Below are 20,335 nucleotides of genomic sequence, written 5' to 3'. Positions count from 1 at the left end.
TCAACGGTCACCTGCCGGGCACAGCGTCCCGGACGGGACGGGTATTCCCGCTCAGCGGGTCCGTTGGACCCGGGCCTCATCCCAGACGGGTTCCTCGGACTCGTAGACCCTCCCGTCGGACCCGAAGACCAGGAACCTGTCGAAGGACTTGGCGAACCAGCGGTCGTGGGTGACCGCCAGAACGGTTCCTTCAAAAGCATTGACCGCCCGTTCCAGGGCTTCGCCGGAGTGCAGGTCCAGGTTGTCGGTGGGTTCGTCGAGGAGGAGCAGGGTCGCTCCCGAAAGTTGCAGCAACAGGATCTGGAAACGGGCCTGCTGCCCTCCGGAGAGTGAATCAAAGGCCTGTTCGGCCTGTGCAGCCAATCCGTAACCATCAAGGGCCCCCGAAGCCGCCTCGCGCCCCATGCCGGAGCGGTGCTCGTCGCCGCGGTGCAGGATGTCCAGCAGGGAACGATGACCCAGATCCGGCCGGATATGCGTCTGGGCGAAGTAGCCCGGACGGATGCGGGCGCCGAGCTTGACCTTGCCCTCGTGGGGAACCTCGGTCAGGGCGATATCCGAGACGGGGAGATGTTCGCGTTCGGGGTCGGTGCCGCCGGCGGCGAGCAGCCGCAGGAAGTGCGATTTGCCGGAACCATTGGAACCGAGCACCCCCACCCGGTCCCCGAACCAGACCTCGGTGGAGAAGGGCTTCATCAGCCCGGTGAGCTCCAGTCTCGTGGCCACCACGGCCCGTTTGGCGGTGCGGCCGCCTTTCAGCCGCATCTTGACGTTCTGTTCCATCGGCAGCGCCTCGGGAGGGCCGATCTCCAGGAACTTCGCCAACCGGGTCTGTGCCGCGCTGTACCGGGTGGCCATATCGGAACGGAAGGCCGCCTTGTTCTTGTACATGTTCACCAGCTCCTTGAGCTTGGTGTGCTCCTCGTCCCAGCGTTTGCGCAGTTCCTCGAAGCGGGCGTTGCGGTCCGCACGTGCTTCGCCGTAGTTCCCGAAGGACCCGCCATGGATCCAGGCGGAGGCACCGTTGACACCGGGTTCAAGGGTGATGATGCGTTCGGCGGCCTGATTGAGTAGTTCGCGGTCGTGGCTGATGAACAGCACTGCCTTGTCGGAGCTGCGCAGCTTGCCTTCCAACCAACGCTTACCCGGGACGTCAAGGTAGTTATCCGGTTCGTCGAGCAGCAGGACCTCGTCGTTGCCGGCGAAAAGCGCCTCCAGTACCAGCCGTTTCTGCTCGCCACCGGAGAGCGTGGTCGCCGGACGGTGGGCGGCGGCCTCGAAGGGCAGACCGAGGGCCTCCATGCAGACCACGTCCCAGACGGTCTCGATGTCGTATCCGCCCACGTCACCCCAGTCCACGATCGCCTGGGCGTAACGCATCTGCGTCTTCTCCTCGGCTGCGGGGTCTGCATGGTCTTCGAGCATGGCCTCCTCGGCGGCTGCCATCTCGGCCGCGGCCTTCGCCAGGGCCGGGGGTGCGGCGGAAACCAGCAGGTCGCGCACCGTGGACTCGTCACGGACCTGCCCGACGAACTGGCGCATGATGCCCATCGAGCCGGACAGGCCGACGGTCCCGCCGTCGGCGGTGAGGTCACCGGCAATGATCTTGAACAGCGTCGTCTTCCCGGCGCCGTTGGGTCCGATGAGGGCGGTTTTGCTGCCGTTGCCGACCTTGAAGGAGACCTCGTTCAGCAGCTGCGTGCCGTCGGAGAGGAAATAGTCGATTCCGGCAACATCAATATGACCCATCCGGCCAGTCTAGGGCCGGGCAGGCATGGCTTCCCAACCCCGTCCCGTGGGGGACAACGCCCGTGTTCGCTAATGGATCCATGCCCGGGTCAGTTAGGCCAGACTGCGATGACAGCCCGGTGGAATCACCGTAGATTAATCCACATGAAACTTACTGGAGCACTGAAGGAAGCATTCAACGACCAAGTCACCCTCGAACTCGAGGCCTCCGTGGTCTACCGCCAGCTGGCCATCGAAATGGACGTCCATGACCTGCCGGGCATCGCCGGATGGTTCCGGGCCCAGGCCCAGGAAGAAGTCGTCCACGCGGAGAAGTTCATCGCCCATATGACCGACCGCGACGCGAGCCCCTCCATCGGTGGCATCAAGGCACCCGGTGTGAAGGCCGGTACCGTCCTGGAGGCCTTCGAGGCCTCGCTGGCCCATGAGGTCAAGGTGTCGGAAGCCATCCGCAGCCTCTACCGTCTGGCGCAGCAGGAGGGGGACATCGACGCCCTGCCGCTGCTGAACTGGTTCGTCGAGGAACAGCTCGAAGAGGAGGCGACCGTCGGGGAGATCATCGGCCGGGTCCGCCTGATCGGTGAGGACGGGAACGGGTTGCTGCGTCTGGACGCGGAGCTCGCGGAGCGTCCGGGCGCGGACGAGGCGGCCTAGCCTTCCAGTTCGCGGCGCAGCCGTTCGAGTTCGCGCCGGTCCTTCTTGGTGGGGCGCCCCGTTCCGCGGTCGCGGACCGGAATCATCAACGACGGCGCCTTCGGACGTTCCGGGGTGTGGTCGGTGTAGCAGCTGGCCGCCGCCGGAGCCCCGACGCGTTTGGAGATCAGGGCGCGCACCTCGAGGATCTTCTCGAACCCGGATTCCCGGACCCGGATCATGTCTCCGGGAACCACGACCGCCGCGGCCTTGGCCGGGCGGTCGTTGAGTTTGACGTGACCCGCCCGGCAGGCCGCCGTCGCCGCGGAGCGGGTTTTGAAGGCGCGGATCCCCCAGAGCCACGCATCGATGCGCACTGCCTTGTCCAGAATCTTCATGATCCCCGAGCCTAGCCGCCCGCGGCGGGAGCTACCGGGTCGAAGCCCCCGGCGCTCCGAGGCCGAGGGCCGCGCAGGCCTGGGCCGCGGCGTCCTCGATGAGGCGCTCGGCATCGGCCTGCAGCTCGGCCAGCGTCGCCGCTCCCGAGGCAATGGAGAACGCCGCGGTCAGCCCGGCCTCCCGGCAGGAGGCGGCATCGAGCTGCACGGCACCGGCGATGACCACGATCCGGCTGTGCTGGTCCGCGGTGCGGCGGACGGCGTCGACGACCTTGCCGCCCAGGGACTGGCTATCCAGCCGTCCCTCCCCGGTGAGCACGACGTCGGCGCCGGCCAGGGCAGTGCGTAGTCCGACGGCGGTGGAGACGAGTTCGGCCCCCGGAACCGTTTCGGCCCCCAGCAGGGACACCAGGGCCAGGGGCAGTCCGCCGGCGGCCCCGAACCCGGGGTGCCGGGACACCTCCTCGGCGTCGAGCACCGTGGCCAGATGGGCCAGACCGGCATCCAACACCGCGACGTCCTCGGGGCCGGCCCCCTTCTGCGGGCCGAAGACCGCGGCGGCACCCCGTGGCCCGCACAACGGGTTGTCCACGTCCACGGCGATCCGCCAGGATATGGAGGCGGCCCGGGGGTGCAGCCCCGATACGTCCACCCGGGAGATGGCCGAGAGCGAGCCGCCCCCCGGGGCGACGGGTTCGCCCCCGGGATCCAGGAACCGGGCCCCCAGGGAGCTGAGCATCCCGGTACCCCCGTCGGTGGTTGCGGAGCCGCCGATGCACAGCAGGATCTCCGAGACCCCTGCGTCCAGCAGGCGGGCGGCGATCAGCCCGACCCCGTAGGTATCGGCCTCCAGCGGGCGCAGGTCGAGATCGGCGACCTGGGGCAACCCGTTGGCTTCGGCCGCCTCGATGATGCCCGTGGTCCCATCCGCGGAGAGCCCGTACCGTGCCGTGGCGGGGCGGCGGAGGGCGTCGGTGGTTTCCATGGTCAACGGTTCCGTCCCCCAGGTCGCCAGCAGCGCATCCAGGGTGCCTTCGCCGCCGTCGGCCATGGGCAGTTCGAGGATGGTGGCCGCCGGTCCGGCGACGGCGCGGGCCCCGCGGGCGAGGGCGGCGGCAGCCTGGGCGGCGGAGGCACTGCCCTTGAACGAATCGGGGGCGACGACGATGACGGGAGGTGATTGGGGGCTCATGGCTCCACTCTAGGACACTGCCGAACGAAGAAATATGGATGAGTTGTCCGGTCTTTGGTGCATTGGTCCACCAGAACATGTGCAATATGCACTGTTTTTCCGGATGTGTCGGGGAAGGCCCCCGGGAGGTGCGGCCGCCTGCGTGGCTACCGGGTCCGGCGGCGGGCGGCGATGATCGCCAGCTGCAGCGAAGCCGCCTGGGCCGGGCTCCGCGGGTCGAGCCCCGTCAGCTCGGTGATGCGCTCCAGGCGTTGCACGGTCGTGTTCCGGTGCAGGTACAGCTCACGGGACGCGGCCGCGACCGAGGCACCACAGCGCAGGAAGGCCACCACCGTGCCTCGGTGCCCCGCGCCCAGGGAGTCCACCCGGCGGGCCATCGAGGCGCGGGTCGCCGCCGGCAGGCAGGAGACGCTGAGTTCGGGAGCCAATTCATCGAGCCTGAGGATCCCCGACGCCGGTGGTTCCGGCAGCAGATCGGCGGCGGCGACCAACGCCCCCAGGGCCTGGGCCACCCCGGCCAGTTCGGCGCCGTCGGCGCAGGGGCCGCCGTCGATCATCAGGGTCCCCGCCGGGGGGACTGCCGTGGCCCGGTCTTCCGGGCGGGTGGACCGGGCCCCGGTCAGGATCCACTGTGCCCCGCCGAAACGGGCCCGCCGCTGGGCGCCGGGAGGAGGGACTGCCCCGGGGTCGGGTTCCACAGTGCCGCTCTCCTGGCGGTCCAGGACGGCGGAGAGGCTCCACGGGGCCGCCAGCCCGGGAAGCCCGGAGGCCAGCGCCCCGGTGATGGCCGCACCGTCGATATCGCCGGCCACCATCCCGGACAGCAGTTCGCGGTCGGCTGCTTCGCGGCGGGCGGAGTCATCGAGTTCACGTTCGCGTTCGAGCAGCAGGGCCGTGGTCAGAACCAGCACCTGAGCCACGGGCGAGACCCGCTCCGGAGGTCCGGTGAGGCCCAGTACGCCCACGATCTTCCCGTCCAACCGCAGCGGCAGGTTCGCCCCCGGGCGTTCGGCGGGCGACGCGCCGTCGTGCACGATCCCCGGTTCGCCGGCGGCCACGGCCCGCGCGACGGCGTGGGTCGAGCCGATCCGTGCGGGGTCGGTGGACGCAATGATCCGTCCGGCGGGATCCATGATGTTGATGTTGAACTCCAGCGTCGGGGCGACCTGGTCGATGACGCGCTGGGCCAGTTCCGGGCTGAGGGGCTGGGGCATGCCGCCAGTTTAGGCGGTGGGTGCCAGCAGGAGCGTTTCGATGGATTGCCCGAGGATGTCGACCGCCTCGGGGGAGAGGTTGTCCCCGGTGATCAGGACATCCGCCGTGCCGAGTTCGGCGATCTGGCACAACCCGGTGATGCCCCATTTGCTGTGGTCCGCGACGACGACGAGTTCCGCCGCCGCGGACATGAACGCCTGGTTGGCTTGGGCTTCGAGCATGTTCGGGGTGGTGAAACCGTCTTCGGCGGTCATGCCATGGATCCCCATGAAGCAGATGTCCACATGCAGCTGGGCCAGGGCGGCCGTGGCCAACGGGCCCACCAGGGCGTCGGAGGGGGTCCGGATGCCACCGATGAGGATGACCGACTGGGAAGGGTTGTCGGCACTGTAGAAGACCTCGGCGATGCGGGGGGAGTTCGTCACCACCGTCAGGTCGGCAATACCCGTGCAGTGACCGGCCAGGGCATAGGTGGTGGTCCCGGAATTCAGTGCCACGGACATGCCGGGTTCGATCAGTTCGGCCGCCCGCAGCGCCAGGGCCTCCTTCTCGGGGGCCGCGAGCCCGAGTTTGCGGGTGAAGCCGGGCTCGATGCTGGTGGCCGATTGTTCACGGGTGGCCCCGCCGTGGACCTTGACCAGTTCCCCGGCCGCTGCCAGCGCGTTCAGATCCCGCCGGACGGTCATCTCCGAGATGCCCAGTTCGTGGGAGAGCTCGGTGACGCGCACCTGTCCGTATTTGTTCAACTCGTCCAGGATGTGCCGACGACGTTGCTGCGGGAGCATTTCTGCCATGTTCGGGACACCTTTTTCGGGGATTGCGGGGAGCGGACGGACGGAGGGCGGGATGGCCCGGTCAGATCAGCATAGTCGAGGTTCGGAAATGTGCGAGTGGTTCTTTTTCCAAAAAATACCGATAAATCCCGCCAAAAGCACCCTCGACAATTGGTTGACATCGACCCCTTGCGCTCCAAAGTGACGCGTGCCATAGTAGCGATAAGTCTGATTACGTTGCTTTCTGATCGACTTTGAGTGTTTTTCAAGAATTCTCCGTCGCCTGGCACCTGAAACGGGTCTGCGGCACAACCCAAGGAGTCACCGTGGCACAGTCCAACCCCCGGAAGAGCGGATATTCGTTCGCACCCAGCCCGTCTTCGCTCGGAGCTGGTCTCAGCGTCCCGGTGGGCCGCCGCTCGGTGCTCGGCGGGGCCGTGGGCCTGTCGGCCATGGCCGCGTTGACCGCCTGCGGAGGAGGCGGAGGAGGCTCGGACGTCAAGGAGGGCACCGGGGCCATCTCCTTCGGCTCCAACCAGTCCGATGCCGTGCCGAAGGCCGCCTATAAGAAGATGATCGACACCTTCAAGAAGGACTCCGGTTCCAAGGTCAGCATCAACACGGTGGACCACAACACCTATCAGGAGCAGATCAACTCCTACCTGCAAGGTGAACCCGATGACGTGTTCAGCTGGTTCGCCGGCTACCGCATGCGCTTCTTCGCCGACCAGGGTCTGGCCGGGGACGTCAGCTCCGTCTGGGACAACATCGGTGACGATTTCAGCGAGGCCTTCAAGGCCTCCGCGACCGCAACCGACGGCAAGCAGTATTTCGTTCCGGTCTCCTACTACCCCTGGGCCGTGTTCTACCGCAAGTCGGTGTTCGCGGACAAGGGCTACGACATCCCCACCACGCTGGACGAGTACATCAGCCTGAGCAAGGAGATGCAGAAGGACGGGCTGACCCCCATCGGCCTCGGCGACAAGGACGGGTGGCCGGCCATGGGCACCTTCGACATCCTGAACATGCGCATCAACGGCTACGACTTCCACACCAGCCTCCTGGCCGGCGAAGAATCGTGGGAATCGGATGAGGTCAAGGACGTCTTCGACACGTGGGCCAAGCAGATGCCCTACCACCAGAAGGGTGGCCTGGGCCGTGACTGGCAGGAAATGGCCCAGGGGCTGCTGCAGAAAAAGACCGGCATGGCGGTCTTCGGCATGTCGATCTCACAGCAGTTCCAGGGAGCGGAGGGCGGCGAGGCCCTGGAGGATCTGGATTTCTTCAAGTTCCCCAAGATCAACGACGAACACGGCACGGACTCCATCGACGCCCCCACCGACGGGTTCATGATGAGCGCGAAGACCGAAAACGGTGGAACCGCCAAGGACCTCCTCGAGTTCCTGGGCAGTGCCGAAGCGGAGCAGATCAACACCGAAGCCGATAAGTCGATCGTGGGCCCGGCGACGAACGTGGACACCTCCAACTACACGGCCCTGCAGAAGAAGGCGGTGGAACTGGTCGGGGAAGCCAAGCACACCGCACAGTTCCTGGACCGCGACACCCGCCCTGACTTCGCCTCCACGGTGATGATCCCCTCGCTGCAGGCCTTCATCAAGGACCCGAAGGACATCAACAACATCCTGAAGGACATCGAGGCGCAGAAGAAGGCCATCTTCACCGCCTGATGCCGCTGCAGGAGAGGAACACCATGACTACGACGACACAGAGCGCGCCTGCGGCCCCACCCCGCAAGGTCCGCCGCTACAGCAGCACCGACCGGGTGGTACTGACCCTGATGCTCGGTGCCCCGGCGCTGGTGGTGCTGGCCTTCATCTGGGGGCCGGCGCTGGGCTCGGTGTTCCTCTCCTTCACCCGGTGGAACGGGGTGACGGCCATGGAACCCGTCGGGTTCCAGAACTACCAGCAACTGGCCACCATCTACCCGCCTTTCTGGCCGGCCATGTGGCATAACGTGATCTGGTTGCTGGTCCTGGCCCTGGTGGCCACCCCACTGGGATTGTTCCTGGCCGTGCTGCTGGACAAGAACATCAAGGGAACCCGCGTCTACCAGAGCATCTTCTACCTTCCGGTGGTGCTCTCCCTGGCCCTGGTCGGCTTCATCTGGACCCTGCTCTACTCGCAGGACCAGGGGCTGATCAACCAGCTCACCGGTGCCAACGTGAACTGGCTGGGCAACTCGGACATCAACCTCTGGGCCGTGCTCGTGGCGGCCAGCTGGCGCCATGTCGGCTACATCATGATCCTCTACCTGGCCGGACTGAAGGGGGTCGACGTCTCGATCAAGGAGGCGGCGGCGATCGATGGAGCCAACCAGCGACAGGCCTTCTTCCAGGTCGTCTTCCCGACCCTGAAGCCCATCAACGTGATCGTCCTGGTGGTGACGGTCATCGAAGGGCTGCGCGCCTTCGACATCGTCTACATCATCAACAAGGGAACCAACGGGCTGGAACTGCTCTCGGTGCTGATCACCAACAACATCATCGGCGAGGCCAGCCGGATCGGCTTCGGTTCGGCGATCGCCGTCGTCCTGCTGGTCATCTCGCTGGTGTTCATCATCACGTACCTGGTTCAGACCTTCAAGAAGGAGGGGGCCCGATGAGTGCCGCCACCACGACCCCCGACGAATCCCATCCGGACCGCACCGGCACATCCTCCGCCACCGTGGTGACGCAGGAAGAGCCGCCCCGGGGCCGCCATGGAACCGGGCGCAGGAGCAGCACCTCGGCCCCCTCCGCCGCACCAGGGCGGAAGAACAAGGCCCCGTTGCGCCCCGGACGGGTCATCCTCCATGTGGGCCTCATCGTCTGGGCGGTCCTGTGGCTGGCCCCGCTGGCCTGGGCCGTCTACACCTCCCTGCGTCCCTATTCGGAGACGGCGGAGAAGGGCTACGTGTCCCTGCCGGACACGCTGAACTTCAACAACTACGTCACCGCCTGGACGCAGGCCGACCTGCCGCACTATTTCCTGAACTCGCTCTACATCGCCGTCCCGGCGGTCATCATCGTGTTGTTCATGTCCTCGATGGCCGCCTTCGTCCTGGCCCGCTTCAGCTTCAAGTTGAACCTGTTCATGCTGATGTTCTTCACCGCCGCGAACCTGTTGCCCCAGCAGGTCATCATCACCCCGCTGTACCGGATGTTCCTGTCCCTGGACATCTACAACACCCAGTTCGGGGTCGTGCTGATCAATGTGGCCTTCCAAATGGGTTTCTGCGTCTTCGTGCTCAGCAACTTCATGAAGGCACTGCCCGACGAACTCGGAGAAGCCGCCCAGGTCGACGGGGCAGGGGTCTGGCGGCAGTTCTACCAGATCGTCCTGCCGCTGACCCGCCCGGCACTGGCGGCCCTGGCCACCCTCGAGTTCGCCTGGATCTACAACGACTTCTTCTGGGCACTGGTCCTGCTCCGTGATGGCGACGCCATGCCGGTGACCAGTGCGTTGAACAACCTCAAGGGAGCGTTCTTCACCGACAACAACCTCGTGGCCGCCGGTGCGGTCATGATCGCCCTGCCGACAGTGATCTTGTTCATGATCCTGCAGAAGCACTTCGTCGCCGGGCTGACCCTCGGCAGCAGCAAGTAGGAGGAACCCCGTGACCGACCAGCAGGCATTGCCGTACCACCTCGACCCCTCACCCGGAGCCGGCCTGTTGCCGGCGCGGGCCCATCTCTGCTCGGACCGGCCCGAAGCCAGCCTGAACGGGGACTGGGGGTTCAGGTATTCGCCCTCGGTGGCCGCCGCCCACCAGGATCCCGCCGCGCAGGAGGCCTTGTTCCCCGACGCGGTGGCCGTTCCCGGGCACTGGGTGTTGGATGCGGCCAACGGGCCGCTGGTGACCGGGCAGATCAACCGCTTCGGCAGCCCCTGGTACACCAACGTGGACTACCCGTTCCCGCTGGACCCGCCCCATGTCCCCGACGAGAACGGCACCGGCGACTACCTGCGCGAGTTCACGCTCGAGGAACTGGGCTTCGATTCCGGGGTCCTGGATTCCCTGGGCCGGGTGATCCTGCGGTTCGAAGGGGTCGAATCGACGTTCAAGGCCTGGCTCAACGGCACCGAACTCGGCCATGCCTCCGGCAGCCGGCTCACCCACGAATTCGATGTCACCTCCTCGGTGCACCACGGAACCGGGACCAACCGGCTGGTCGTGCGGGTGCACGCCTTCTCCGCCGCCAGCTATCTCGAGGACCAGGACCAGTGGTGGTTGCCGGGCATCTTCCGCGACGTCACCCTGATCGGTGAACCCGCCGCGGGGATCCGTGATGTCCACGTCGTCGCCGATTACGACGCCGGTGCCGGGCATCTGGCACTGGAAGCGACGGCCCCGGCGGGGTCCTTCCCGCTGCGGTTCTCACTGCCGGAACTGGGGATCGAGCAGACGATCGAGGCCCCCACCGATGGGACGTCCACGGCCATGCTCGACGTCCCCGTCGGCCGGGTCCACGGCTGGACCGCCGAGACCCCGCGGCTCTACACCGCCACCCTGGCCTCCCCGGGGGAAACCGTCACGCTGCGGCTGGGATTCCGGCGGGTCGACATCGCCGAAGGGGTGCTGCGCGTCAATGGCGCACCCATCCGCTTCCGCGGGGTGAACCGGCACGAATTCCATCCGGTCACCGGCCGGGCGATCACCACCGAATTCACCCGCAGCGAGCTGGAAACGATGAAGCGGCACAACATCAACGCCATCCGCACCAGCCACTACCCGCCCAACCACCACCTGCTGGACCTCGCCGACGAGCTCGGGTTCTGGCTCATCGACGAATGCGATCTGGAGACCCACGGCTTCGTCGCCACCGGCTGGGAATCCAACCCCTCCGACGACCCGATCTGGCTGCCGGCCTACCTGGATAGGATCGAACGCACCTGGCGCCGCGACGCGAACCACGCCTGTGTGGTGATGTTCTCGCTGGGCAACGAATCGGGCACCGGGGCCAACCTGGCCGCCATGGCCGACTGGCTGCGCCGCCACGACCCCACGCGCCCCATCCACTACGAGGGCGACCACGAGGCCCGCTACACCGACGTCTACTCCCGCATGTATGCCACCCCGACCGAATCGGAGTCGCTGCTGGCCGGGAACCCCGTCCCCTCGGTCAGTGCCGAAGGCTCCGGGCGCATCGGGACCCAGCCCTACATCCTGTGCGAGTACGTGCACGCCATGGGCAACGGACCCGGGGGGATGAGCGACTACGAGGCCCTCTTCGACGCCTACCCCCGGGCCGCGGGCGGCTTCGTCTGGGAGTACAAGGACCACGGCATCCTCGCCTCCACCCCCGATGGCCAGCCGGTCCACGCCTATGGCGGGGACTTCGCGGAACCGATCCACGATTCCAACTTCGTCCTGGACGGACTCGTCTTCGCCGATGGCACCCCGAGCCCCGGACTGACCGAATATGCCAAGGTCATCGAACCCGTCAGGATCACCGTCGGGGAGGAGCTGCGGATCGAGAACCGGCAGGACTTCGCGGACACCTCCGACTACCTCTTCCGTTGGCGGCTCGACGCCGCCGACCCGGCCCCCGACGGGTCCGGCACACCGTTGGCCGAAGGGGTCCTGGACGTGGCGCCTACGGCGCCCCGGTCCACGGCCACCGTGCCCGTCCCCGTGGTGGCGGGCCGGCATCCCGGCGCGCTGCTGGGTGTCTCCGTGCAGCTGGCCGACCCGACCTGGTGGGCGCCGGCCGGCCACGAGGTCGCCTGGGGGCAGGGACGCCTCGCCGGAACGCCGGCCCTTGCCGAAGCCCCCGGGCAGGCCGGGCAGCACGCGCAGGATGCCGGGCAACCCTGGGAACTGGCCTCCTTCGACGAGGCCGGAATGCTGGCCTCCCTCGCCGACCTGGAACTGGCCGGGCCCGAACTACTGGCCTACAGGGCCCCCACCGACAACGACGAAGGCACCATCGAACCCAGCCGCGGCATGCGCCCCGGCGGACCCGATACGGCAGGGAACAACGCCCAGGCCCCGGAGGACTTCGACTGGGAGGCCTACGCCGGGCTGGCCCCGGGCCCCGTCATCGCCGTGGCGGAACACTGGCGGACCGCCGGATTGCACCGGCTGCAACGCCGGACCCTGTCCATGCGGGCCACGGCCCGGGAACTGTCCAGCGTCTACCGCTATGGCGCCCCGGCCCGGCCCGAGGGCTTCGACGTCGATCTGCACTTCAGCGCCACCGGAACGACCCTGCGCCTCCGGGCGAAGATGCAGGCCCTGCAGGACTACGGATTCCCGCTGGCCCAGCTCGGCCTCGGATTCACCCTGCCGGCCGCGGCGCTCACCGACGACTGCACCGCCCGATTCACCGGGGCCGGACCGGGCGAGAGCTACGCCGACTCCCGCTCGGCCCAACGCTTCGGCACCCACCGGTTGCCGGTGGGGCAACTGCGCACCGGCTACCCGCGCCCGCAGGCCAACGGCCGCCGCGGCGACCTGCGGTCCCTGGACCTGGACCTGGTGGACGGCAGGACCCTTCGGCTGACCATCCTGGAGGGCCCGGCCGATACCGGATTCACGCTCAGCCCCTGGAGCCAGCAGGAACTGGCCGGGGCCAGCCATCCCACCGAACTGCCCGAATCCACCCACTGGCATCTGGGGATCGACGCCGGCCAGCACGGGCTGGGCAGCCGCTCCTGCGGCATCGACGTCGCCGACGCGGAGGCCTTCACGGCCCGTCGTGCCGAGCTGCTCCTGGAACTGGCCGTGCTCCCGGAACGCGGTGGGACCCCATGAGCCTGCACCGTCTCAGCGGGGACGGGGTCGCCTTGCTCCTGCAGACCGCCGGCGATCCCGCCGTCGTGCACTTCGGCGCCGACCCGGGGGCCCTGCCCGGACGGGAATCGACCGGCCCGGTGCTGCATTCGAACTACGACCACCCGCTGAGCATGCCGTTGTGGCCGCAGGCCAGTGCCGGCTGGGCGGGCACCCCGTTGCTCGAGGGCGGACGCGGCGGACGGGACACCTCCGTGCGCTTCACCGATCCCGAGGTGCGCCGCGGGGACAGCCAGCTCGTCCTCACCGCCACCGATGCCGAGGCCGGACTGGAACTGGAAACCACCGTGGAATTGCTGCCCGGCGGACTACTGCGGCTGCGCCACGCCCTGACCAATACGGGCGATGCGGGCTATGAGGTCAGGGCGCTGAACACGATGCTCCCCGTCGGACAGCAGGCCACCGAACTACTGGATACCGCAGGACGCTGGTCCCGCGAACGATCCGAACAACGCCTGCCCTTCGTCACCGGAACCCATGCCCGGACCGGACGACGGGGTCGGACCGGGCACGACGCCCCGTTGCTCCTGGCCGCCGGAACCCCCGGCTTCGCCCACCGCCGCGGCGAACTCTGGGCGGCCCACCTGGGCTGGAGCGGAAACAGCACGGTCTTCGCCGAACGCACCGCCGACCCGTCCCGCGCCCTGGGGGCCGGGGAACTGCCGGGGACCGGGGAGATCGTCCTGGAGACCGGGCAGAGCCATACCGGTCCGTGGGTCTACTTCGCCTATTCGCCGGCAGGACTGGACGGGGTCGCCTCCCGTTTCCATACCTACCTGCGCTCCCGCCCGGGCCATCCGCGCCGGGCCCGGCCCGTGGTGCTCAACACCTGGGAAGCCGTCTATTTCCGGCATGACCTCGACGAGCTCGTCTCGTTGGCCCATGCGGCAGCCGAGGCCGGGGTGGAACGATTCGTGCTCGACGACGGATGGTTCGGCTCCCGCCGTGACGACACCTCGGGACTGGGGGACTGGCAGGTCTCCGGGCAGGTCTGGCCGGAGGGGCTGGTCCCGTTGATCAGCCGGGTCAACGAGTTGGGCATGGAATTCGGTCTCTGGGTCGAACCCGAAATGGCCAACCCCGATTCGGCACTGGCCACCGACCACCCCGACTGGCTGTGCCGGGCCCGGGGAGACCGGTTGGCCCCGACCTGGCGGAACCAGCACGTCGTGGACCTGACCGTGCCCGAGGCCTACACCCACCTCTTCACCGCCCTGGATGCGGTGTTGACGGATGCCGCGCAGGCCGGGGCACCGATCTCGTTCCTGAAATGGGACCAGAACCGGGATCTGACCGATCTGGCCTCGGCCGGCCGGCCTTCGCAGCACGGGCAGACGCTGGCCGCCTACGCCCTGATGGACCAGCTGAAGGCCGCCCATCCCGGATTGGAAATCGAATCCTGTTCCTCCGGCGGGGCCCGGGTGGACCTCGGGGTGCTCGAACACGCCGACCGGGTCTGGGCCTCGGACTCCAACGACGCCCTGGAACGCCAACACATCCAGGAACTGACCCAACGCGTGCTGGCCCCCGAACTGGTCGGACAGCATATCGGCCCGGCCACGTCCCATACCTCGGGGCGCACCCACGCGTTGGCCTTCCGCGGGATCACCGCCCTCTTCGGCCACTTCGGGCTCGAATGGGATATCCGCGAAGCCCGCGGGGCCGACCGGGCGACCCTGCACCAGCTGGTCGGGTTGTATAAGAAGCACCGCGGACTGCTGCATTCCGGTATCCAGGTCCGGGCCGACCTGGGGGACGCGGCATTCAGCCTCTACGGAACCGTCGCCGCCGACGGCGGCGAAGCACTGTATGCCTTCGCGCTGCTGCGTTCCTCCGAAGGCGCCGGCCCGGGAGTCATCGCCCTGCCGGGCCTGCAGGAGGAGAAGACCTACCGGGTCAGGGCCATCGTGCCCGGTCGCGAACCGGGAACCTTCATCCACCGGGAACCGCCCGCGTGGCTGGAAGACGGCTTCACCGCCACGGGCAGTTATCTGTCCACCGTGGGATTGGCCCTGCCCGCACTGAACCCCGAGCGGGCCATCCTGCTCCATGCCGAAGCACTGGAGGCTTTGTGAGTACCATGAACAGCCCCACCGAAACCGCAGGAGCCGATGCCCTCCGCCAGCCCGTCCGGGCCCGGATGGCCGATGGCCGTGAACTGCTGTATTTCTTCGACCACCCCGGCCAGCATGAGGACTTCGTCCCCCCGGCGGACCTGCGGGAACTGCCGGAGCGGCCCAGCCCCGCCCGGCTACGCCGTGACCCATTGACCGGTGAATGGGTGTCCTTTGCCGCCCACCGGCAGGGCAGGACGCATCTGCCACCGGCCGACGAATGCCCGCTGTGTCCCTCGGGGCCCGAGCGGTCCACCGAAGTCGCCGCCGCACAGTACGACGTCGTCGTGTTCGAGAACCGCTTCCCCTCCTTCGGGCCGGGGCAACAGGAGCAGCAGCGCTCCGAGGCGATGGGGGAGACCTACCCGGCCGAGGGCCGCTGCGAGGTCATTGCCTTCGGCGCCGACCACGGGGATTCCTTCGCCGACCTGGATGTCCCACGGGCCCGGACCGTCGTGGACGCCTGGGCCCAGCGCACCGCGGAGCTCTCCGCCCTGCCCGGCGTCGAGCAGGTCTTCGCCTTCGAGAACCGGGGGGCGCAGATCGGGGTGACCCTGCACCACCCGCATGGGCAGATCTACTCCTACCCCTACGTCACCCCGCGCACCCTGACCCAACTGGACCAGGCCCAACGCCACCGCGAGGAAACCGGACGCAACCTCATGCAGGACGTCCTGGACTTCGAGGTGGCCGCAGGAACCCGGATCGTGGAGAGGACCGAATACTTCACCGTGTTCGTTCCCTTCGCCGCCCGGATGCCCGTGGAGGTCCATGTGGTCCCGAACCGGCACGTCGCCGATCTGGCGGGGCTCACGGCCCGGGAACGCTCCGACCTGGCCGATGTCTACCTGCGCCTGCTCCGCGGCGTCGACGCCCTCTATGCGACTCCGACCCCGTATATCGCCGCCTGGTTCCAGGCCCCCGTCCGGCACCCCGCGGCCGGGGAACTGCGCCTGCACCTGCAATTGACTTCCCCGCGGCGGGCCGAGGAAAAACTCAAATACCTGGCAGGATCGGAAGCCGCGATGGGGGCCTTCATCGCCGACGTCACCCCCGAAACCACCGCCGCACGCCTACGGGCCGCCCTCGCAACGCCGACCGGAGCCAGCGCATGAAGCCCGGGGAGAAGGACGCCGCATCCCTGGAGCAGCTCTCGGCCGGCTTCGCCACCCTCTTCGGTGGCCGGCCCGATGGCATCTGGGCGGCACCGGGCCGGGTGAACCTGATGGGCGAACACACCGACTACAACGAAGGGTTCGTTCTGCCCTTCGCCTTGCGGAACAGTGCCCGGGTCGCGGTGGCCCTACGGCCCTCGGGGCCGGCCCGGTTGCGGGTGGCCTCGCTGCAGGGGGCGGATCCTGCGGGAACCGGCCAGACGGCCCTCGCCGGGGAAATCGCCGAGGTGGACCTGGACCGGCTCGAGCCCGCCGACGTCGTCCCCTGGGCCAGATACCTGGCAGGGGTCATCTGGGCCCTCCAACAGCGCGGGCACCACGTGCCGGGGGTGGATGTCCTGCTGGACTCCGACGTCCCCTCGGGCGCCGGTTTGTCCTCCTCGGCGGCCATCGAATGCGCGGTGGCCCTGGCCCTGGATGAGCTCCTGGACGCCGGCATCGACCGGGAGGAACTGGTGCTGGTCTGCCAACAGGCGGAAAACGACTTCGTCGGGGCCCCCACCGGGATCCTGGACCAGTCCGCGTCCCTGCTGGGCACCGCGGGCCATGCGTTGTTCCTGGACTGCCGTAGCCGTCTCTCCCGGCAGGTGCCGCTGGATCTGGCCGCCGAATCCCTGGTGCTTCTGGTGATCGATACCAAGGTCGTCCACGCGCATGAATCCGGCGGGTACAAGGACCTCGTGGCAGCCTGCGCCCGCGGTGCCGCCGGGCTGGGGGTCCCGGCACTGCGTGATGTGGGTCTCGAGCGGCTTGTCGAGGCCGCGGAGGTCCTGGACGCCGCGACCTTCGCCCGGGTGCGCCATATCGTGACCGAGAACCAGCGGGTCCTGGACACGGTGGCGGCGTTGGAGACCGGGGGCCCGCGCACCATCGGCCCGTTCCTGGATGCCAGCCATGCCTCGATGCGCGATGACTTCGGCATCTCCTGCGTCGAACTCGATGCCGCCGTGGAGGCGGCACAGCAGGCCGGGGCGTTCGGGGCCCGGATGACCGGGGGAGGCTTCGGGGGGTCGGCGATCGCCCTGGTCGACGTCGCCGCGGCGGAGGCCGTGGGGACCGCCGTTCGGGAACGCTTCGCCGCCGAGGGATACCGGCCCCCGGATATCTTCGCCGTCCAGCCCGGGGCCGGGGCCCGGAGGCGGACCACCCAGGCATGAGGAAGGCCCCGGCTTTCGGGGGGGAGAAAGCCGGGGCCGGATTCATCACTCGCACCTGATGAGGTGTTTAAAACACTAGGGGCCGAACCTAGCTGCCCGCTGTGTGTGGGGTGGGGGTTGGCTGCGAACCCCTCGGTTCCGGTCATGGCCGCAGCCCAGGGGGGGGGCTGGGGCGGACATGATGAAGGCCCCAGTCCGGGCAGGACTGGGGCCTTGTGTTTCATCACTCGCACCTGATGAGGTACTTATGACTCTAGGGGCCGAAGCTTTGAGTTGGCTGTACGCCGGGTGGGCATTGCCCCGGGATCGGTGCGGGGCCGCCGGGGCGCTACTCCTCCTCCACGGCCGCGGGCTCGTATTCGTTGACGGCCTCGGGGTCGCGTCCGGTCCAGATCTTCACGATCGCCCAGCCGACGGCGGTCAGCGGGACGGAGAGCACGGCGCCGACGACACCGCTGAGCACGGTGCCCACGGTCAGGGCCAGCAGGATGACCAGTGCGTGCAGGTGCAGGGCCTGGCCCATGACGACCGGTTGCAGGAAGTTGCTCTCGAGCTGGTTGACCAGGATCACCACGCCCAAAACGATCAGGGCCACGACGGGACCGTTCGCGACCAGGGCCACGAGGGTCGCCAGGATCCCGGCGAAGGTGGCCCCGACCAGCGGGATGAAGGCGGTGATGAAGACGATGGCGGCCAGGGGCAGGGCCAGGGGGACCTGCAGGATCCACAAGGCGATGCCGATACCTGCGGCATCGACGAAGGCTACGGTGGCGGTCCCGCGGATGTAGCCACCCAGGGTGTGGATGGTCCGGTAGCCGCTGGCACGCCATTGGGCGTCGTGGCTGCGCGGGATCCAGGACAGGAAGAAGGCCCAGATCTTGTCGCCGTCCTTCAGGAAGAAGAACAGGATGACCAGCAGCAGCAACAGGCCGGTGAAGAAGCTCCCGGCCGCAGACAGGCCCGACAGGGCGCCGGCGCCGAACTGCTTGCTGGTCAGGAAATCGGTGACGACGTGGACACCTTCATCGATCTGCTTCTGGCCGATCTGGATGGGCAGGTCCTTGACCATGTCCTGGAGTTGTCCGAACCCCTGGACGGCCTGGTCGACCAGGCCCGACCATTCGGCGCGGACAGCGAAGACGATCGCCGTCCCGACGCCCCCCAGGATCACGAAGGAGCCCAGAAAGACCGTCCAGGCGGCCAACATCGCGGAGACATGGCGCCGCATCAGCAGCACCAGCGGCCAGAGGGCACTGGTGAGGATCAGGGCGATCAGTAGCGGTAGCACGACGACGCTGACCTGTGCCAGCCCGACAACGGCGACACCGGCCAGGACAAGCACCAGCAGGACCTGGGCGGCCCGGGTCGCGGTGCGGCCCAAGGCGTTGGACCACAGCAATGCCACCCGGTCCGTGGGGGCCACGCGGGGATCCGCGGCTCCCAGCGAATCGATCTGGGCGTGGCGTGCGCCGGGACTGACGGGTAGCGCCGGGGCATTGCTGCGCCTGGAGCGGCGACGGAATAAACGAAGACTCATCGGATGACCTCTGGATTCATGCCACCACTCTAGGCGAGCAACCGGGCGCTGACCTGCTAATCGGCGATGTAGAACAGACGTTTGTTCACGAATTCATCCATTCCCAGCGGGCCCAGTTCGCGGCCGTAGCCCGAACGCTTGACCCCGCCGAACGGTAGATCAGCGTCCTCGCCGATGCCGTTGACGTTGGCCATGCCGACCTGCAACCGCTGGGCGAGCTTGCGGGCCCGCTCCTCGTCGGTGCTGAAGACCGCGCCGCCCAGACCGTATTGGGTGTCGTTGGCCAGGCGGATGGCCTCCTCGTCGGAGGAGACCTTGTAGACGACCGCGACGGGGCCGAAGAGTTCCTCGCGGTAGGCCCGCATGTCCTCGGTGACGCCGGTCAGCACGGCGGGGGAGTAGTAGCAGGACGGGCCGTCATGGAGGGTTCCGCCGGCATGCAGGGTGGCGCCCTGGGCGACGGCGTCCTGCACCTGCTCGTGCACCGCCTCGGCGGCGGCGCGGGAGGACAGCGGGCCGAACGTGCCCGCCTCCTCGGCGGCCGGGTCCCCGGGGACCAGCCCGTGGGCCTGCGCGGTGAGACCCGCCACGAAATCGTCGTAGATGTCCTCCATGACGATCATGCGCTTATTGGAGTTGCAGGCCTGTCCGGTGTTTTCGACCCGGGTGTCCCAGGCCAGTTTGGCGGCGGCCGCCACGTCCGCGGAATCCAACACCACGTAGGGGTCCGAACCCCCGAGTTCAAGTACTGCCTTCTTCAGGTTCTTGCCGGCCAGCTGCCCGATGATCGCCCCGGCCCGCTCGGAACCGGTCAGCGAGACCCCCTGGATGCGCGGGTCGGCGATGACATCGGCAATCTGGTCATGCGTGGCGAACAGGTTCACGTAGGCGCCCGCCGGGACCCCGGCGTCGTCCATGATCTGTTTGATGGCCAAGGCCGAGCGGGGGCAGGTCTCGGCGTGCTTGAGCACGATCGTGTTGCCCAGCATCAGGTTCGGCGCGACGAAGCGGGCGACCTGGTAGTACGGGAAGTTCCACGGCATGATCCCCAGGAGCGGGCCGACCGGCAACCGCTGGACCATGGCGCGGCCCCCGCCGATGGCCTTGATCTCCTGATCGGCGGCCAGGGTGGGGCCTTCGGTGGCGAAGTAGTTGAAGATGTCGGTGCAGAACTCGGCCTCGTCCTTGGACTCCGAGAACGGCTTGCCCATCTCCAGGGTGATCGTGGAGGCGAGCTCATCGGCCCGTTCGGTGAACAGTTCGGCGACGCGCTTGACGATGACGGCCCGGTCGGCGATGGGCAGGGCGCCCCAGGAATCGTAGGCGGCCTGGGCGGCGTCCACGGCCTCGCGGACCTGGGCGTCGGTTGCGGTTTCGAAGGTCTCGACGACCTCACCGGTGGCGGGGTTCTGCACGCGGTAGCCGGACGGGTTGGACTGCTGGGCGGTGGTGGTCACTGCCGGTCTCCTCTTCGTTGAAACTCACGGCGCCCTGGGCGGAGGCCGCACGGATCCATCATGTCCCGGATCCCCGGCTTTGTGAATCGAGTCACTGCATCTGCACATTTTGGCGGCCCTGCTTCAGTGCAAGGGCCCG

15 protein-coding genes are annotated in these 20,335 nt (G+C 68.0%); 8 read left to right on the top strand and 7 right to left on the bottom strand.

Translation table 11 applies throughout. The features are described from left to right. Positions 1 to 51: 51 nt before the first annotated feature. Complete coding sequence (locus tag AC3ZI9_RS14485; protein WP_444566796.1) at positions 52 to 1,749, bottom strand: ABC-F family ATP-binding cassette domain-containing protein; 1,698 nt, start codon at positions 1,747 to 1,749, stop codon at positions 52 to 54. Positions 1,750 to 1,893: 144 nt separating this feature from the next. Here AC3ZI9_RS14485 and AC3ZI9_RS14480 point away from each other — a divergent pair, with 144 nt between their 5' ends. Beyond that, positions 1,894 to 2,403, top strand: a complete 510-nt coding sequence (locus AC3ZI9_RS14480) for a ferritin (RefSeq protein WP_444566797.1) — start codon at positions 1,894 to 1,896, stop codon at positions 2,401 to 2,403. On the opposite strand, the gene AC3ZI9_RS14475 is transcribed toward AC3ZI9_RS14480, so the two are convergent. The 4 genes from AC3ZI9_RS14475 to AC3ZI9_RS14460 all read right to left on the bottom strand — a co-directional run bounded on the left by AC3ZI9_RS14475 (position 2,400) and on the right by AC3ZI9_RS14460 (position 5,981). Next, positions 2,400 to 2,780: an RNA-binding S4 domain-containing protein gene (locus AC3ZI9_RS14475; protein ID WP_444553783.1), complete on the bottom strand. Its 381-nt coding sequence runs from the start codon at positions 2,778 to 2,780 to the stop codon at positions 2,400 to 2,402. The two genes, AC3ZI9_RS14480 and AC3ZI9_RS14475, sit on opposite strands and share 4 nt — an antisense overlap. A 31-nt stretch (positions 2,781 to 2,811) precedes the next feature. After that, positions 2,812 to 3,972 (bottom strand): glycerate kinase, encoded by a 1,161-nt coding sequence (locus tag AC3ZI9_RS14470; RefSeq protein ID WP_444561156.1) that lies wholly within the window; start codon positions 3,970 to 3,972, stop codon positions 2,812 to 2,814. Between the two features lie 146 nt (positions 3,973 to 4,118). Beyond that, on the bottom strand, positions 4,119 to 5,186 hold the full coding sequence (locus AC3ZI9_RS14465; RefSeq protein WP_444553781.1) for a CdaR family transcriptional regulator: 1,068 nt from the start codon (positions 5,184 to 5,186) through the stop codon (positions 4,119 to 4,121). A gap of 9 nt (positions 5,187 to 5,195) precedes the next feature. Further along, positions 5,196 to 5,981, bottom strand: a complete 786-nt coding sequence (locus AC3ZI9_RS14460; protein WP_444553780.1) for a DeoR/GlpR family DNA-binding transcription regulator — start codon at positions 5,979 to 5,981, stop codon at positions 5,196 to 5,198. Positions 5,982 to 6,286: 305 nt separating this feature from the next. Between AC3ZI9_RS14460 and AC3ZI9_RS14455 the strand changes: the two genes are divergently transcribed. The 7 genes from AC3ZI9_RS14455 to galK are packed head-to-tail and all read left to right on the top strand — an operon-like array spanning position 6,287 to position 17,202. Beyond that, positions 6,287 to 7,648, top strand: a complete 1,362-nt coding sequence (locus AC3ZI9_RS14455) for an ABC transporter substrate-binding protein (protein ID WP_444553779.1) — start codon at positions 6,287 to 6,289, stop codon at positions 7,646 to 7,648. 23 nt (positions 7,649 to 7,671) lie between these two features. Continuing rightward, the gene (locus AC3ZI9_RS14450) at positions 7,672 to 8,583 is read left to right on the top strand and encodes a carbohydrate ABC transporter permease (protein WP_444566798.1); all 912 of its coding nucleotides are present in this window, start codon (positions 7,672 to 7,674) and stop codon (positions 8,581 to 8,583) included. Next, positions 8,580 to 9,566 (top strand): carbohydrate ABC transporter permease, encoded by a 987-nt coding sequence (locus AC3ZI9_RS14445; protein ID WP_444566799.1) that lies wholly within the window; start codon positions 8,580 to 8,582, stop codon positions 9,564 to 9,566. The genes AC3ZI9_RS14450 and AC3ZI9_RS14445 overlap by 4 nt, the downstream gene beginning before the upstream one ends. Before the next feature lie 10 nt (positions 9,567 to 9,576). Then, a complete protein-coding gene (locus tag AC3ZI9_RS14440) occupies positions 9,577 to 12,717 on the top strand; it encodes a glycoside hydrolase family 2 TIM barrel-domain containing protein (protein ID WP_444553776.1) in 3,141 nt (1,046 codons plus the stop codon). Next, positions 12,714 to 14,831: an alpha-galactosidase gene (locus AC3ZI9_RS14435; protein WP_444553775.1), complete on the top strand. Its 2,118-nt coding sequence runs from the start codon at positions 12,714 to 12,716 to the stop codon at positions 14,829 to 14,831. Before AC3ZI9_RS14440 ends, AC3ZI9_RS14435 begins: the two co-directional genes overlap by 4 nt. Before the next feature lie 5 nt (positions 14,832 to 14,836). Further along, positions 14,837 to 15,985, top strand: a complete 1,149-nt coding sequence (gene galT, locus AC3ZI9_RS14430) for a galactose-1-phosphate uridylyltransferase (protein ID WP_444553916.1) — start codon at positions 14,837 to 14,839, stop codon at positions 15,983 to 15,985. Further along, complete coding sequence (galK, locus tag AC3ZI9_RS14425; protein ID WP_444553774.1) at positions 15,982 to 17,202, top strand: galactokinase; 1,221 nt, start codon at positions 15,982 to 15,984, stop codon at positions 17,200 to 17,202. Before galT ends, galK begins: the two co-directional genes overlap by 4 nt. Before the next feature lie 328 nt (positions 17,203 to 17,530). Here the strand turns inward: galK and AC3ZI9_RS14420 are convergent, their stop codons facing one another. Continuing rightward, complete coding sequence (locus tag AC3ZI9_RS14420) at positions 17,531 to 18,739, bottom strand: AI-2E family transporter (RefSeq protein WP_444553773.1); 1,209 nt, start codon at positions 18,737 to 18,739, stop codon at positions 17,531 to 17,533. 56 nt (positions 18,740 to 18,795) lie between these two features. Continuing rightward, positions 18,796 to 20,196, bottom strand: coding sequence for an NAD-dependent succinate-semialdehyde dehydrogenase (locus AC3ZI9_RS14415; RefSeq protein ID WP_444553772.1), 1,401 nt, complete (start codon positions 20,194 to 20,196; stop codon positions 18,796 to 18,798). Positions 20,197 to 20,335 lie beyond the last annotated feature (139 nt).

The sequence above is a fragment of the Arthrobacter sp. AOP36-F1-5 genome (genome assembly GCF_058137995.1).
Note: the sequence above shows the minus strand (reverse complement) of the source record. Positions and strands in the feature narration are given on the sequence as shown.

Coding starts and splice junctions, on each gene's coding strand:
- AC3ZI9_RS14485 (WP_444566796.1), bottom strand. CDS start 1,749: ATGGGTCATATTGATGTTGCCGGAATCGACTATTTCCTCTCCGACGGC.
- AC3ZI9_RS14480 (WP_444566797.1), top strand. CDS start 1,894: ATGAAACTTACTGGAGCACTGAAGGAAGCATTCAACGACCAAGTCACC.
- AC3ZI9_RS14475 (WP_444553783.1), bottom strand. CDS start 2,780: ATGAAGATTCTGGACAAGGCAGTGCGCATCGATGCGTGGCTCTGGGGG.
- AC3ZI9_RS14470 (WP_444561156.1), bottom strand. CDS start 3,972: ATGAGCCCCCAATCACCTCCCGTCATCGTCGTCGCCCCCGATTCGTTC.
- AC3ZI9_RS14465 (WP_444553781.1), bottom strand. CDS start 5,186: ATGCCCCAGCCCCTCAGCCCGGAACTGGCCCAGCGCGTCATCGACCAG.
- AC3ZI9_RS14460 (WP_444553780.1), bottom strand. CDS start 5,981: ATGGCAGAAATGCTCCCGCAGCAACGTCGTCGGCACATCCTGGACGAG.
- AC3ZI9_RS14450 (WP_444566798.1), top strand. CDS start 7,672: ATGACTACGACGACACAGAGCGCGCCTGCGGCCCCACCCCGCAAGGTC.
- AC3ZI9_RS14445 (WP_444566799.1), top strand. CDS start 8,580: ATGAGTGCCGCCACCACGACCCCCGACGAATCCCATCCGGACCGCACC.
- AC3ZI9_RS14435 (WP_444553775.1), top strand. CDS start 12,714: ATGAGCCTGCACCGTCTCAGCGGGGACGGGGTCGCCTTGCTCCTGCAG.
- galT (WP_444553916.1), top strand. CDS start 14,837: ATGAACAGCCCCACCGAAACCGCAGGAGCCGATGCCCTCCGCCAGCCC.
- galK (WP_444553774.1), top strand. CDS start 15,982: ATGAAGCCCGGGGAGAAGGACGCCGCATCCCTGGAGCAGCTCTCGGCC.
- AC3ZI9_RS14420 (WP_444553773.1), bottom strand. CDS start 18,739: ATGAGTCTTCGTTTATTCCGTCGCCGCTCCAGGCGCAGCAATGCCCCG.